The organism is Alphaproteobacteria bacterium LSUCC0719 (assembly GCA_040839025.1).
Lineage (GTDB): Bacteria > Pseudomonadota > Alphaproteobacteria > Puniceispirillales > Puniceispirillaceae > UBA8309.
Window position 1 is genome coordinate 65,477 of record JBFPJN010000006.1, and the last position, 14,287, is coordinate 79,763.

At 59.1% G+C, this 14,287-nt stretch carries 13 protein-coding genes; 5 read left to right on the top strand and 8 right to left on the bottom strand.

Going from position 1 to position 14,287, the window contains the following annotated elements; all coding sequences use genetic code 11:
* Positions 1-43 precede the first annotated feature (43 nt).
* The 6 genes from AB3X55_11320 to AB3X55_11345 all read right to left on the bottom strand — a co-directional run bounded on the left by AB3X55_11320 (position 44) and on the right by AB3X55_11345 (position 5,997).
* Entirely contained in the window at positions 44-790 is a 747-nt protein-coding gene (locus AB3X55_11320; GenBank protein ID MEX0504175.1) for an ABC transporter ATP-binding protein, read from the bottom strand.
* Entirely contained in the window at positions 790-1,848 is a 1,059-nt protein-coding gene (locus AB3X55_11325; protein ID MEX0504176.1) for a branched-chain amino acid ABC transporter permease, read from the bottom strand. The genes AB3X55_11320 and AB3X55_11325 overlap by 1 nt, the downstream gene beginning before the upstream one ends.
* On the bottom strand, positions 1,845-2,747 hold the full coding sequence (locus AB3X55_11330; protein ID MEX0504177.1) for a branched-chain amino acid ABC transporter permease: 903 nt from the start codon (positions 2,745-2,747) through the stop codon (positions 1,845-1,847). The genes AB3X55_11325 and AB3X55_11330 overlap by 4 nt, the downstream gene beginning before the upstream one ends.
* 119 nt (positions 2,748-2,866) lie before the next feature.
* The gene (locus tag AB3X55_11335; protein ID MEX0504178.1) at positions 2,867-4,075 is read right to left on the bottom strand and encodes an amino acid ABC transporter substrate-binding protein; all 1,209 of its coding nucleotides are present in this window, start codon (positions 4,073-4,075) and stop codon (positions 2,867-2,869) included.
* A gap of 148 nt (positions 4,076-4,223) precedes the next feature.
* The gene (locus tag AB3X55_11340) at positions 4,224-5,129 is read right to left on the bottom strand and encodes an EamA family transporter (protein ID MEX0504179.1); all 906 of its coding nucleotides are present in this window, start codon (positions 5,127-5,129) and stop codon (positions 4,224-4,226) included.
* Between the two features lie 40 nt (positions 5,130-5,169).
* The gene (locus tag AB3X55_11345) at positions 5,170-5,997 is read right to left on the bottom strand and encodes a TauD/TfdA dioxygenase family protein (protein ID MEX0504180.1); all 828 of its coding nucleotides are present in this window, start codon (positions 5,995-5,997) and stop codon (positions 5,170-5,172) included.
* Positions 5,998-6,348: 351 nt separating this feature from the next.
* Here AB3X55_11345 and xsc point away from each other — a divergent pair, with 351 nt between their 5' ends.
* From xsc to AB3X55_11360, 3 genes are all read left to right on the top strand, one after another.
* Complete coding sequence (gene xsc, locus AB3X55_11350) at positions 6,349-8,130, top strand: sulfoacetaldehyde acetyltransferase (protein ID MEX0504181.1); 1,782 nt, start codon at positions 6,349-6,351, stop codon at positions 8,128-8,130.
* A gap of 135 nt (positions 8,131-8,265) precedes the next feature.
* Complete coding sequence (locus tag AB3X55_11355; protein MEX0504182.1) at positions 8,266-9,234, top strand: tetratricopeptide repeat protein; 969 nt, start codon at positions 8,266-8,268, stop codon at positions 9,232-9,234.
* A gap of 101 nt (positions 9,235-9,335) precedes the next feature.
* The gene (locus AB3X55_11360) at positions 9,336-9,788 is read left to right on the top strand and encodes a hypothetical protein (protein ID MEX0504183.1); all 453 of its coding nucleotides are present in this window, start codon (positions 9,336-9,338) and stop codon (positions 9,786-9,788) included.
* Between the two features lie 66 nt (positions 9,789-9,854).
* Here the strand turns inward: AB3X55_11360 and AB3X55_11365 are convergent, their stop codons facing one another.
* A complete protein-coding gene (locus AB3X55_11365; GenBank protein ID MEX0504184.1) occupies positions 9,855-10,817 on the bottom strand; it encodes a quinone oxidoreductase in 963 nt (320 codons plus the stop codon).
* A 129-nt stretch (positions 10,818-10,946) separates the two neighbouring features.
* Here AB3X55_11365 and kynU point away from each other — a divergent pair, with 129 nt between their 5' ends.
* Both kynU and AB3X55_11375 read left to right on the top strand, forming a co-directional pair.
* Entirely contained in the window at positions 10,947-12,233 is a 1,287-nt protein-coding gene (kynU, locus tag AB3X55_11370) for a kynureninase (protein ID MEX0504185.1), read from the top strand.
* Positions 12,233-13,174, top strand: a complete 942-nt coding sequence (locus AB3X55_11375) for a DMT family transporter (protein MEX0504186.1) — start codon at positions 12,233-12,235, stop codon at positions 13,172-13,174. Before kynU ends, AB3X55_11375 begins: the two co-directional genes overlap by 1 nt.
* Before the next feature lie 9 nt (positions 13,175-13,183).
* Here AB3X55_11375 and AB3X55_11380 read toward each other — a convergent pair whose 3' ends face one another.
* On the bottom strand, positions 13,184-14,287 hold the full coding sequence (locus AB3X55_11380) for a 2Fe-2S iron-sulfur cluster-binding protein (protein ID MEX0504187.1): 1,104 nt from the start codon (positions 14,285-14,287) through the stop codon (positions 13,184-13,186).

Below are 14,287 nucleotides of genomic sequence, written 5' to 3' on the forward strand. Positions count from 1 at the left end.
GCGGCAGGCTTCTTTACGGCTTTTGCCTTTTCGTCCTCGGCCATCAATGTCCTCCAAGATAGGCGTCGATGACGCGCTGGTCATTCTGCAGTTCTTCGGGTGTGCCATCAGCCAGCATGCGGCCATTGGCAAGACAGTAGATATGCGAGGCCAGGTTCATGATCACTCGCATGTTGTGTTCAATCACACACAGGGTGATCCCCAGCTCCTCATTGGCACGGCGCAGCCTGTCGATCAGACCGTTGATCAGGGTCGGATTGATCCCCGCCGTCGGCTCGTCAAGGAGCAGTACCTTTGGCTCGTTCATCAGCGCCATCGCAAACTCAAGCAGCTTCTGCTGACCGAATGACAGGTCACCCGAGATCAGATTGCGCTTGGAATAGAGCCCGACAAACTCCAGCAGATGTTCGGCCCGATCCTTGATCTCACCGCTGCGGCTGGCAAACATCGAATAGTTCGAATCCTCGCGATGCGAGATCGAAATCTGCATGTTGTCGACACAGTTCATCTTGCCGTAGATGCGGGTTTGCTGGAAGGTCCGCAACATGCCGAGACGGGCGATATCACCCACCCGGAGATGCGATATCTCCTGGCCATCGAACTGGATCGAGCCATTGTCTATGGGATGATAGCCGACAATCGAGTTGAACAGCGTGGTCTTGCCACAGCCATTCGGCCCGATGATGCCGGTGATCGATCCGCGCTCGACGCCCATCGAGATGTCGACATTCGCCTTCACCCCGCCATAGGATTTCGAGACATTTGCTACTTTAATGATCGAATCCGACATCATGCAGCTCCCTTTTCATCCGCATCGGTGACGTTCGAGGAATCGACAACGATACCGAACCGTTCCGGGAACTTGCCCTGCAACCAACCCATGATACCCTGCTGGAAATAAACGATGTTGATAATCAACAGCAGCCCGAGCGCTATCCACTGGAACCCAAGAAGGAGGGTCCAGGCCGTATCCTTGATCACATGGAAGACGATGGCCCCCAGAACCGGGCCCCAGAGAGTGCCTTTGCCACCAAGCAGCGCCGCTGCGACCATGAAGATGCCAAAGGTCGGAATCGGATAGGCGACTTCCTTGTCGATGAAACCGATCATATTGCCCACTACAGCACCGATGCAGCCCATGAAGAAGGCAGCTATGGCCCAGCCAATCCGCTTGTAGGCCAGGGTGGGAATACCCATCGCCTCGGCCTTGTCCTCGTCATCGCGAATGGCGTTGCTCGCCAGTCCGAACTGGGTCGAATACAGCCAGCGCAACAGGAAATGTGCGGCGATCGCGAACCCGAAGCATATGAGGTAGAAGAAAGTGGACCGGAATTCGATATCACCCGGAAACAGCGGCATCTGAATGCCTGACGGGCCGCCAACATAATCTATTGTGATGGTGATTTCAGCCGCGGCAATTGCCAGGCCAAGCGAGCCAATCGCGAAATATGGCCCGCGAAGTCCAAACATGAACGAGCTGAACAGCAACGACAACAGCAACCCGACAATACCGGCCGCGATGATTCCGAAGAACAACCCCCAGAAATATTCGGCGGCGGTGAATTCGGGTTTGATCGATCCCATCGCCGAGGTGTATTCGCCGACGCCACCTTCATAGAAGAACGCAATCTGGACAATGGCCGAGACATACATCCCCACACCAAAGAAGGTGATGTTGCCAAGCGAGTTATACCCCATCTGGCCACCAAGCGTATCCCAGGTGGTGGCCATCAGTACCATCACCCACAGAAAGGCGATGGACAGGGTATAGGCCGGGAACAGAACCGGCCCCAGAATGCCCAATACCGCGAGACCGCCGTAAATCGCCAGAGAATTCTTGTCTTTCATCGTACCACCTGCCTGTTACGACGCATTGAAATTTGCCGCCACATCAGGACCGAAAGCAAAACACCAACGGGTGCCGCATATTCGAGGGCGGATTCGAAGAAGCCACAATATTTCGTGAACAGCCCGATACCAAAGGCCGAAACAATCACCGCTGGCAAATTGCCGAGGCCAGCCGCCGTGACGATGGCAAACGACCCCATCGAATAGGTGATTCCGTAAAAGGGCTGGATCACGAAGATAATCGAGACAAGAACACCCGCCGCCCCACACAAGGCTGAATTGAAGGCGAATGTAAAGGCATAGACGCGGTCGGTGTTAATGCCCAGCACACGCGCCGCACGCGGATCCTGCGCTGTGGCCCTGATTGCCTGCCCCATGCGCGAACGCTTCATGAAGAACACCACGCACACCGCAATGAAGGCCGCCAAACCAAGCGCCAGCAGCTTGGATGACGGCACAGTCACCATGCCATCAAACGCATCAAAGACCGGAAGCTGCATATCAATCGTCTGCACCTCCGGACCAAAGATCTGATTGATCATCTGCTGCATCACCAGTGACAGACCAAAGGTTGCCAGCAGCGACACAAACATGTCCTGGTCAAGGATACGCCTAATCATCAATACATAGACAGCCCATCCGAAAAAGAACATCACAGGCACCACGATCAACAGGATCACCAGCAGCGGCACCTGCATCTGGTGCAGTGCAAACGCCATATACCCGCCCATGATCACGAAATCACCCTGCGCCAGGTTCTTGATGTTCATCACACCCCAGACGAGGGCCAGACCGTATGCGCTCAGTGCAAAAATGGCACCGATAAACACGCCTTCCAAAATGAGCTGTATATTGACGACGGGCGCCCATACCAGCAACAGCTGTAGATCATCCCACATGATTTCCTCTTTTCAAGAGACAGTGATTTGTCAGGGGGTTGTCAGAAATTATTGATTAAGGTGTCTATTTTGAAACGGGGGGAAGCCATTGGCTCCCCCCCGCAAAAGGATCGGATGATTTAGTACGCCACGTTGCGTGGGAAAATCATATCGCTGAACTTTTCAACCAGCTTGTATGAGCCATCGGCCTGGATCTGGCGCATGAACATCGGCTTGGCGATATTGTTGCCAGCCTCGGAGAACTTGATGTCACCATAGAAGGTTTCCATCTCGACTGCCGAAATGGCGTCGCGCACCTTGTCCTTGTCAAAACTGTTGGCAGCCTCGAATGCCTCCTTGAAGACAATCACAGCGGCCGAAGCCTGAGCCGACTGGTAGGGCACCTCGGTTGGGTAGAACTCACCATAGTCACCCTTGAAGCCGGCATTCCATTCGGCTGCCGTTCCAAAATATTTGTCAGACTTGGACAGTGTTTCCACCCACTGCGTCGGGCACAGAAGACCGGTCGCCGTCTTCGGGAACTTTTCCTGAACCTTGGCGGCCTCGCAGTGTGTCAACGCGACGATTGGCACATTCACCTTCATTTCATCAAGTTGACGCACGGCCGTGGCGGCACCCTTTGAGTGACCAGACACAATCAGCATATCGGGTTTCAGTGCCTTGACCTTGGTCAGCGTGGTCGACATGTCTGACAGGTCGGCAGGAAGCTGATCGTCCACAATCACCTGCATGCCGAATTCCGCAAGCTTTTCCAGAACACCAATACGAATGTCGGCGGTGAACGGGTCTCCCTCGAAAGCTACCGCTACACGAAGCTTGGTCGGATCATTGGTGCTTGCTGCAGCCATTTCAATGGCAGCCGGCAGATACAGGTCAGTGGTCGACAGCACACCAAAAAGATACCGGTAGCCCTGGGTGAAGAGCGAGCGCGATGCGCCCTCTGCCTCGACCATCGGCACACCGAACTTTTCAGACACCGGCGCGATTGCCTTGGTAAGGCCCGAGCTGTATGGCCCAAGCATATATTCGACGCCATCCTGCTGGATCAGACGCTCTGCAAGCTGGGCGCCACGAGCCGGGGTCGATTCATCATCGTAATATTTGACGGCGAGCTTGTAGCTCTTGCCACCGACCGTCACGCCACCAGCTTCGTTGATCACCTTGACGGCATAATCGTAACCGCGCTGCGTATGCAGACCGTTGGTTGCGTATTTACCAGTTAGTGAAATTGCTGATCCGAGGATGATGGTGTCACCCTCGACCTTTGCCATAGCTGGCGTCGCAAGGCTGACCGCAAGGGCGATGCCTGCCACAATACCATGCTTCATGAACATTTGGTTTCCTCCGAGAAAATCCTGAAGTCATCGTTGAGCGGAAGAGTATGAACAAAGAATCACCACGCGCCAAACAATTTTGGGCAGATGTGACGATTTGAGCACATTTGTCGCGGCGGATGGCAGCCGGAGGTGGCAATATTTACCCGAGAAGCACCATGATGATCGACACCGCCAACAGCAGCATCGCGAACAATTCACGGCCCGAGGGACGCTCGCGGAAATAGAAGAACGAGATCGCCAGCGCCAGAAGCAGTTCGATCTGGCCAACGGCGCGGACCGGTGCCACGGCATATAGCGAAAAGGCGGTGAACCAGCAGGCTGTCGAAATCGCCCCTGACAGGCCAACAATGCTGCTGTCGCGCCAATGGACAAAGCTTGCCTTCAACTGGTCCGGCGCGCGGCGCCACATCCACAGCCCCATCAGCACCGCCTGAATCAATACCGCCACACCGGCTGTCATGCTGGCACGGGTAACCAGATTGTCGCTTTCCAGAGAATCACTTGCCGCCTTGTAGGCAACCGTGCAGAAACCGAGGAAGGCACCGCTGCCAAGACCGATTGCCGTCTGCCGTGTCAGAAGCGAGGCCAGCAGGTTGCGCAGGGTCAGGCTGCTTTTCGCCAGCGACAGCAGGAACACCGCGACAACGCCGATAAAAATGGCCAGCCCGACCTGAAAACTGACCACATGTCCGAGAATCAACGCCTCGAACAATGCTGCCTGGATCACTTCGGTCTTGGAAAAGGCGGTGCCGGCAGCAAAGGACCGGTGCGAAAACAGGGTCACCAGAAGCACGGTGAAGATGATCTGTGTCACGCCGGCGACGGTGGTCCACAGAAGAAACGGTATGTTCAGAGCTGGCAGCGGTTCGCCGGCCCAACTGCCATAGATGAAGACCCACATCCAGGCAAAGGGAAGGGCATAGGAAAATCTGACATAGCTGGCCCCGAGGTCGCCAAGCGGTGTCTTCAGCTTCTTCTGATAGGTGCTTCGTACCGTCTGCGACAGCGCGGCCCCGATGGTCACCCAGATCCAGAGCCAGGTCACACGCTATTCCCCCCCTATATATATGTGCAGGGTCACAGCCCTAGACCGGCCTGTCGCCCTTCAGGGTGATCCGATGCAGAAGACGCCGGTGCCCGTGATAGTCATTCAATGGATAGTGAAGCGTACTGCGATTGTCCCAGATTGCGATATCGCCAACCCCCCAGCCGAGCCGGCACTGGAATTCCGGTGACATCTGAAACTGGAACAGATAGTCCAGAAGACCGGCGCTTTCCTCTTCGGTCCAGCCGTCAAAGCTGACGGCATGTCCGGGGCTGAGATAAAGCGATTTACGCCCGGTTTCGGGATGCGTGCGGACCACGGGATGGATCGCCACCAGTTCATTCACATCCGTTCCCTTGCCGGATTCCTCGATCCGCGCGGTCCGTGTTGCGGCAACCTTTGCCTTGTTGGCGGCGCAGACAACCCGCAGCCCCTCAAGCGTTGCCTTCAACCCGTCGGAAAGCTGGTCATAGGCAAGTTCCTGATTGGCAAACAACGTATCGCCCCCGATCGGCGGCAGTTCGATTGCCTGCAGCATTGTCGCCATCGGCGGCTCGTCCTGATAGCTGGTATCGGTGTGCCAGACGCCACCGAAATTGACCTTTTCATGTTCGCGCTTCAGCACGGCGGTGATTTCGGGAATGCCGTCGACACCTTCCAGAAACGGATAGATGGCCGGCTCGCCAAAGGCCCGCGCCAGCTTCAGCTGTTGCTGCGGGGTCAGGTTCTGATCGCGAAGCACAACCATGTGGTGTTCCAGCCAGACGGCCCGTATTTCACCAATCATATTGTCCGAAAAATCACTTTCGGAAAGATTGATACCGGTGATTTCAGCGCCCATCGCCGGCGCCAGCTTTGTTACCTTCACAGGGGATTCCTCACTCTTCACACATCGCAATCAGACAGTAGGACAACCCGGCTCGCCGACATTGTCAGCTTGTGACGCTATCGTGAAGCCGAGGGCGACGCAACCACCGCCACAGCGGGGCGACATTTGGCACCAGTGACATCATCACAAACTGGACCTATGTTTCCGTCTATCTGGCTCTAATGCTTGATCGAGATGCCTGCGATTGATTACCAACCGGGACAGAATTGGGGGACGGTGCTGGCGCCAGCTGGAAACGGGCGACGGTGTGCGGACTACCATATCGGACCCACAACCATACAGAACATACTATCAAAGCAAGACCACAACCGACGTAAGGGGTGACGCATCATGAAGATGACTACCGAAGAGGCTTTCGTAAAAGTCCTGCAAATGCACGGAATTCAGAATGCTTTTGGCATTATTGGGTCGGCGATGATGCCGATCTCGGACCTGTTCCCACAGGCCGGAATCACATTCTGGGACGCCGCACATGAATGCAATGCCGGCATGATGGCCGACGGGTTTACCCGCGCGACAGGCCAGATGTCGATGATGGTGGCCCAGAACGGTCCCGGAATCACCAATTTCGTGACCCCGGTCAAGACCGCCTACTGGAACCACACACCTCTTCTTCTGGTCACACCGCAGGCCGCCAACAAGACCATCGGCCAGGGCGGGTTCCAGGAAGTCGAGCAGATGGCGCTGTTCAAGGACATGGTCGCCTATCAGGAAGAGGTACGCGACCCGGTCCGGATCGCGGAAACACTGAACCGCGTCATCCTGCAGGCCAAGCGCGCCTCGGCACCGGCCCAGATCAACGTGCCACGCGACTTCTGGACCCAGGTGATCGACATCGAGCTGCCGGCCATCGTGGAATTCGAACGCCCGTCCGGCGGTGACGATGCCATCAACATGGCCGCAAAACTGCTGTCCGAAGCCAAGTTCCCGGTGATCCTGAACGGTGCCGGTGTGGTGATCAGCGGCGCCATCGGCGAATCGATGAAGCTTGCCGAACAGCTGGACGCACCTGTCTGCTGTGGATATCAGCATAATGACGCCTTTCCGGGCTCGCACCCGCTGCATGCCGGCCCGCTCGGCTACAACGGATCAAAGGCCGGCATGGAGCTGATCGCCAAGGCCGATGTCGTGCTGGCACTGGGCACGCGCCTGAACCCGTTCTCGACCCTGCCGGGATATGGCATCGATTACTGGCCACGCAACGCCAAGATCATCCAGGTCGACATCAATCCCGACCGGATCGGTCTGACCAAGCCGGTCAGCGTCGGCATCGTCGGTGATGCCAGGCAGGTTGCCGCCAGCCTGCTTGACAAGCTGGCCCCGAATGCAGGTGACGCCGACCGTGCCGCCCGCCGCGAGATGATCGCCAAGACCAAATCGGCCTGGGCGCAGGAACTGACCTCGATCGATCATGAGGATGACGATCCGGGCACCACCTGGAACGAGCGTGCCCGCAACCGCGAGCCGCAGAAGATGTCGCCACGCATGGCCTGGCGGGCAATCCAGAGCGCGCTGCCGAAGAACGCCATCATCTCGTCCGATATCGGCAACAACTGTGCCATCGGCAACGCCTATCCGACCTTCGAGGAAGGCCGCAAATATCTGGCACCGGGCCTGTTCGGCCCGTGCGGATATGGTCTGCCGTCGATCATGGGTGCGAAGATCGGCCGCCGCGATGTGCCGGTTGTCGGCTTTGCCGGCGATGGTGCCTTTGGCATTTCGATGAACGAGATGTCGGCCATCGGCCGCGAGGAATGGCCTGCCATCACCATGATCATCTTCCGCAACTATCAGTGGGGCGCGGAAAAGCGCAACACCACCCTGTGGTATGATGACAATTTCGTCGGCACCGAGCTTGACGAGCAGGTTTCCTATGCCGGTGTCGCCAAGGCGTGCGGGCTGGAAGGTGTTGTCGTACATTCACAGCAGGAACTGACCGACGCGCTGAACACCGCCGTCGATGCGCAGATGAAGGATGGCAAGACAACCTTTATCGAGGTGATGCTGAACCAGGAGCTTGGCGAGCCGTTCCGGCGCGACGCGATGAAGGCACCTGTTGCCGTCGCCGGGATCGACCCTGCCGACATGCGCACCCAGCCGCTGGCCTCGTAACCGCGCCGTCTGGTGCGCCATCTGGTGCGCCAAACAATAATGTGAAAATGCCTCGCCTTCGCGGCGGGGCATTTTTTATGGGCAACAGCCGGCGCGTTAACGTTCCCTTAGCCTGACACGGGCTAGAGTATCGGGATGATATCGACATTCCGACATGGTGTTTGTGTTTGCCTGACCGCGCTGGCTCTGGCGCTGTTCCTCGTGATATCGCCACCGGGCGCCGCAGCCGATGATTTTGAATGCGGCCTGAAGGCGTATATGGCGGGTGACTATGAATCTGCCATCGCCGAATGGTTGCCGCTTGCCGAACAGGGCGATGCAATGGCCGAGTTCGGGCTCGGCGTCATGTATCACAAAGGCGAGGGCGTTCCGCAGAATCAAACCGAGGCGATAAAATGGTATCGCCGCGCCGCAGAACAGGGTTATGCCAGTGCGCAATACAATCTTGGCCAGATGTATAGCAAGGGCCAGGGTGTTCCACAGAATTATGGCGAAGCGGTGAAATGGTACCGCCGCGCCGCCGAACAGGACGATGCCGACTCGCAGACCAATCTCGGCTTCATGTATAGCAAGGGCCAGGGTGTTCCACAGAATTATGGCGAGGCGGCGACATGGTACCGCCGCGCCGCCGAACAGGGCCATGCCAGTGCGCAACACAATCTTGGCCTCATGTATCACGAGGGCCGGGGCGTGTCGCAGGATCATGCCGAGGCGATGAAATGGTACCGCCGCGCCGCCGAACAGGGCCATGCCGACGCGCAGACCAATCTTGGCTTCATGTATGACAACGGCCGGGGCGTGCCGCAGGATTATGCCGAGGCGGCGACATGGTATCGCCGCGCCGCCGAACAGGGCGATGCCTACGCGCAATACAATCTTGGCTTTATGTATGACAAGGGCCGGGGTGTGCCGCAGAATTATGTGCTGGCGCATATGTGGTACAATCTGGCCGCGTCTCAGGGCGATGAAGAGTCGTCACGCTCGCAGAACGAGGTGGGCAATCGTGACAGGCTAGCTGCTGTAATGACCCCGGCGCAGATCGCCGCGGCACAGGCGCTGGCGGCGAAATGCCTTGCCAGCGATTACCGGGACTGCGGCGACTGACACCGCCGCCATCGCTGGCATATGCCTGACTGGCTGCAGTTTCTGATTATCAACAGGCTCGTCTTAACGATTTGTTAATCTTCCGGTGGCTAGACTGGGCCATGACCGGAAGATCAAAACCATTCTGGCATCTGCGTTGGCATGTGCCGGGTTTGCCATTCCTGCCAGTGCCGCTGGTCCTGTCGGCGCTGTTCGCGGCGCTGTGGACCGGGACAGCCGGCACGCATGCCGCGGCGCAGGAAACAGCAGACACAGCGATGGATTCGCTGGTCGAATCCTTTGTCATTCTTGGTGAGAATTACGAGGCCGGAGATTGGGTGCAGCAGAGCGATCTGCTGGCCTATATGTGGTATCTGCTGGCAACCACTGCCGGGTATGGGCCGGCCGATGCGGCGCGGCACCGCCTGTCACAGCGTCTGACAGCTGCCGAACGCGCCGCCGCACAGGCGCTGGCAAGACAATGCCACAATACCGGTTACCGGGAATGTGGAGAGGCCACCCAGGCCGAAGACCTGGCCAGCCTGTCCGAAGGCGAGGACGACGGGCAACCGTAATGGCGACCGGCGGCAATGGCGACCAGCCGGATATGACAACCCGGGCATGATTACAATCCTGACGGCCTATACCGTCAGCACGGTGCAGCCGGTTGTCCGGCGGGCGGCAAGTGCCGCATGGATTTCGGCCACCGATTCCAGCGGCGCGCGGTTGTTGATGCTGACATTCAGGGTGCCGTCGGCGACCCTGGCAAACATGTCGGCGCTTGCCGATTCCAGCCACGCGCGTTCGGTCGCGAAATGGAACAGGGTCGGCCGCGTCAGATAGAGCGAACCTGCCGCAAGATCCTTGATCTGGAAATCGGTATAGGCACCGGATGACTGACCGAAATTGACCACCGTGCCATGACGGCGGGCACAGCTCAGGCTTTTTGCCATGGTGTCGCGACCAACCGAATCATAGACCACATCCACGCCCGCGCCGTCGGTGAGTTTCATCACCTCTTCGGCGAAATCCCGGCTCTGGTAATCGATGACGTGATCATAGCCATTGGCGCGCGCCAGCGCGCATTTCTCGGCCCCGCCGGCGGTGCCGATGGTCGTCGCGCCACGCGATTTCATCCACTGGCCGGCAAGCAGCCCGACACCGCCTGCCGCAGCATGGAACAGCACCGTGTCACCCTCGCCAACGGCATAGCTTCGCGAGGTGAGATAGGCAACCGTCAGCCCCTTCAGCATGATGGCGGCGGCGGTGTCGCTGGCAATGGCATCCGGCAGCCTGACCACCATGTCGGCATTGATTGCGCGGTGTGTGGCATAGGCCCCGTTCGGCAGCGTGTAGGCAACCCGGTCACCAATCGACAGATGGGTCACGCCCGCGCCAACAGCAGTCACAATCCCGGCACCCTCGCTGCCGAGAACCAGATCCTTTTCGACAGGCCAGGGATAGGCACCGGTGCGGATATAGATATCGATGAAGTTGACGCCGATGGCCTCATGCTCGATCACAACCTCGCCCGCTGCCGGGGCGATGTCGCCAATCTCGATCCGGTGAATGACCTCGGCGCCACCCGGTGCCTTTGCTGCCATTGCATATCCCATATTCATCTCCATCCGAGGATTCCAGCCGATGTCGGCCAGCCTGTTTTCGTTATGGGAAACATATGGGACGCGTGCTACCTGTTGTCCAGTAACATCACATGGCACGATGATCCGGACATGCCTGTCAACACCCCTGCTGATCCCAGCCCTGAAACAAGATCCGATCTTGGCATAGAGCATGCCCGCGCACGCGACAATGCGGACCGGCTTGCCGGCCTTCGGGACAGGTTCATGGTGCCGGACGATGTGATCTATCTTGACGGCAATTCGCTGGGGGCGTTGCCACGCGCGGTGCCGGACAGGATCGCCAGAACGGTGACCGATGACTGGGGCACCGGGCTGATCCGAAGCTGGAATGACGCCGGCTGGATTGACGCGCCGCGCCGCGTCGGGGCCGCGATCGCCCCCCTTGTCGGTGCCGACCCGGACAATGTCATTGTTGCCGACAGCACAACAGTCAATCTGTTCAAGGTTCTGTCAGCGGCGCTGGCGCTGCGCCCGCAGCGGCGCAACATCATCACCGAGACCCGCAATTTCCCGACCGACAACTATATCGCCGAAGGGGTGATCGGGCAGACCGGCGGTCATCACCGGCTGATCCATGCCGATCATCCACAGAGCATCGCCGATCTTCTGGATGATGATGTGGCGGTATTGATGCTGACGCATGTGAATTACCGGGACGGCAGTGTTCACGACATGGCCGCGCTGACGCGCGCCGCGCATTCGGCCGGGGCGCTGGTGGTCTGGGATCTGGCCCATTCCGCCGGGGTGATGCCGCTCGACCTTGCCGGCTGCGACGTCGATTTCGCAGTTGGCTGCGGCTACAAGTTCCTGAATGGCGGCCCCGGCGCGCCGGCCTTTGTCTATGTCGCGCCCGATCATCTTGGCGGTGCCGGACAGCCGCTGACCGGCTGGTTCGGGCATCGCGATCCATTTGCCTTTGATTCCCGTTACCAGCCGGCAAGTGACATCACGCAATATCTGTGCGGCACGCCCCCCATCATCAGCATGGTGGCGCTGGAGGCGGCGCTGGAATTGTGGGACGGGATCGAGATGCAGGACGTCCATGCCAAGGCCCAGCAGCTGACCGGCTATTTCATCGACCTTGTGGAGGCGCGATGCGCCGGTCACGATCTGCAGCTGATCTCGCCGCGGCAGGCGGCACGGCGCGGGGCACAGGTATCATTCACCCACCCGGAGGCAAGCCATGCCATCATCAGCGCGCTTATCGCCGAAGGGGTGATTGGCGACTTCCGCGCCCCGGACATTATGCGGTTCGGGTTTGCGCCGCTCTATACGCGGTTTGTCGATGTCTGGAATGCCGTTGACAGGCTGGCCGGCATTCTTGCCGAACGGCGCTGGGACCAGCCCGTATTCCACGCCCGCCGGAAGGTCACCTGATGCCGACACCACGATCCGGACCAGCCCTGCTCGACTGGGGTTTGCTGGCGATGCTCGGCCTGATCTGGGGCGCCGCATTCCTTGGCGTAGAAGTGGCCCTTGAAAGTCTGCCGCCGCTTTGGGTCGCGGCGGGTCGTATTTCGCTTGCCGCCGCACTTCTTGTCGGGGTGGCCTATCTGACAGGTGACCGGCTTCCCGGATTTCAGACCGCCACCCAGCGTCGCATCTGGCTGCACTGTCTTGGCATGGGTCTGTTCACCAACGCGATCCCCTTCAGCATGCTGTCCTGGGGACAGCAGATCGTTACCTCCAGCTTTGCCGGAATCACCATGGCGGTGGTGCCGCTCTTTGTTCTTCCCTTGAGTCACTTTCTTGTTCCCGGAGAGCGGCTCAGCCCGGCGCGGGTGATCGGCTTTCTGACCGGGTTCGGCGGGGTGGTTCTGCTTGTCGGGGGCGACCGGCTGTTCGCATCCACCAGCCAGGGCGCAGACAGCAGTGACGGCATGATGCTGATGGCCCAGCTTGCCTGTGTCGGGGCAAGCTGCTGCTATGCCTGCGGGTCGATCATCACCAGACTGTGCCCGCCTGTCGGCACGCTGACCTTCGCGGCCGCCGGCCTGTTATGCGCCAGCATCGGCATTCTGCCGCTTGCCTATATCGTGCATGGCCTTCCAGCAGCGGTCAGCACCAGCAGCTGGCTTGGCATGGTGTTTCTGGCGTTGCTGCCGACCGGCCTTGCGACGATTCTGCTGACCATCATCATCAGACGTGCCGGTCCGCCCTTCCTGTCGCTGGTCAATTATCAGGTGCCAGTGTGGGCGGTGCTGATTGGTGTCGGCATACTTGGCGAGGCGCTTCCCGGCCATTTCGTCGCGGCACTGGTGACAATCCTGATCGGGTTGGCCGTCTCGCAACGGCTGCATCGCGCAAACGCTGTCTGATGACCGGCGTCAGACCGCGTCGAAATCCACCTTCACACTGTCTGTCTTCGGGCGCGCCTGACAGGACAGGATGAAGCCCGCCTCCATCTCCCATGGCTCAAGCGAGTAATTCGCGTCCATATCCACCTCGCCACTGACAAGTCGGCAGCGGCAGGTACAGCACATGCCGGCCTCGCAGGAATAGGGAAGTTCCACCCCGGCGGCCTGACCGGCGGCAAGAATGGTCTGACGGGCCGGATCCATGGCAAAGCTGCGGGTGATGCCATCAGCCCGCAATTCAACCATACAGTCACCTGCCGGCGAATCATCAACCGGTTGTCCTGACGACGGGCTGCTGGCGGGCGCCCCGGCGGGTGGCGAAGCCGGGGTAAAATGCTCGGTGGCGATCAAACCGCCATCCATGCCAGCAGCGGCCAGCGCATCGCGGCAGCCTGTCATCATGCTGTCGGGCCCACACAGATAGGCCGCCGAAAGATGTGATGGCGTGATCAACCCGGCATCGACAAGCGCCGCTATCTTGCCGGCATCGACACGCCCGTTCAGCAGATCCGTATCACGGGGTTCACGCGACAGTACGTGAAGCACGCGGCAGCGCTCGAGATAGCGGTCCTTGAGATCTTCAACGCGATCGCGGAACATGATCGAAGCGGTGGTCCGATTGCCATAGACAAGCGTGACGCGGGTGTCCGGATGACCTGTTGCCAGCGCCGTTTCGGCGATTGACAGGATCGGCGTAATCCCGGACCCGGCGGCGAGAAGCAGGACATCGCCAGCCGCGCCATCATCCTGGTCGGCATAGATGAACCGACCCTGGGGCGTCATCACATCGATCCTGTCGCCAACCGAAAGACCGGTCAGCGCGTGGCCGGAAAACCTGCCACCCTCGACATGTTTGATCCCCACCCCGAGCCGGCCGCCATGCGGTGTTGTGCAGATGGAATAGGGACGCCGTACCTCATCGCCATCAATGACGGCGCGAAGTGTCAGATACTGTCCGGGGACAAAGCGATAGGCCTCGACAAGATCATCCGGAACGGCAAAGCCGAGCGCCACGGCAAAATCACCGAAACGCTCAATGTGGTTGATTGTCAGCTGGTGGAACTTGGGACTCAT

What these genes read in the sequence shown, in the direction of transcription:
- xsc (MEX0504181.1), top strand. Translation starts at nt 6,349, where the DNA reads ATGAAGATGACTACCGAAGAGGCTTTCGTAAAAGTCCTGCAAATGCAC.
- AB3X55_11365 (MEX0504184.1), bottom strand. Translation starts at nt 10,817, where the DNA reads ATGGCAGCAAAGGCACCGGGTGGCGCCGAGGTCATTCACCGGATCGAG.
- AB3X55_11325 (MEX0504176.1), bottom strand. Translation starts at nt 1,848, where the DNA reads ATGAAAGACAAGAATTCTCTGGCGATTTACGGCGGTCTCGCGGTATTG.
- kynU (MEX0504185.1), top strand. Translation starts at nt 10,947, where the DNA reads ATGCCTGTCAACACCCCTGCTGATCCCAGCCCTGAAACAAGATCCGAT.
- AB3X55_11330 (MEX0504177.1), bottom strand. Translation starts at nt 2,747, where the DNA reads ATGTGGGATGATCTACAGCTGTTGCTGGTATGGGCGCCCGTCGTCAAT.
- AB3X55_11360 (MEX0504183.1), top strand. Translation starts at nt 9,336, where the DNA reads ATGACCGGAAGATCAAAACCATTCTGGCATCTGCGTTGGCATGTGCCG.
- AB3X55_11335 (MEX0504178.1), bottom strand. Translation starts at nt 4,075, where the DNA reads ATGAAGCATGGTATTGTGGCAGGCATCGCCCTTGCGGTCAGCCTTGCG.
- AB3X55_11355 (MEX0504182.1), top strand. Translation starts at nt 8,266, where the DNA reads ATGATATCGACATTCCGACATGGTGTTTGTGTTTGCCTGACCGCGCTG.
- AB3X55_11375 (MEX0504186.1), top strand. Translation starts at nt 12,233, where the DNA reads ATGCCGACACCACGATCCGGACCAGCCCTGCTCGACTGGGGTTTGCTG.
- AB3X55_11380 (MEX0504187.1), bottom strand. Translation starts at nt 14,287, where the DNA reads ATGAGTCCCAAGTTCCACCAGCTGACAATCAACCACATTGAGCGTTTC.
- AB3X55_11320 (MEX0504175.1), bottom strand. Translation starts at nt 790, where the DNA reads ATGTCGGATTCGATCATTAAAGTAGCAAATGTCTCGAAATCCTATGGC.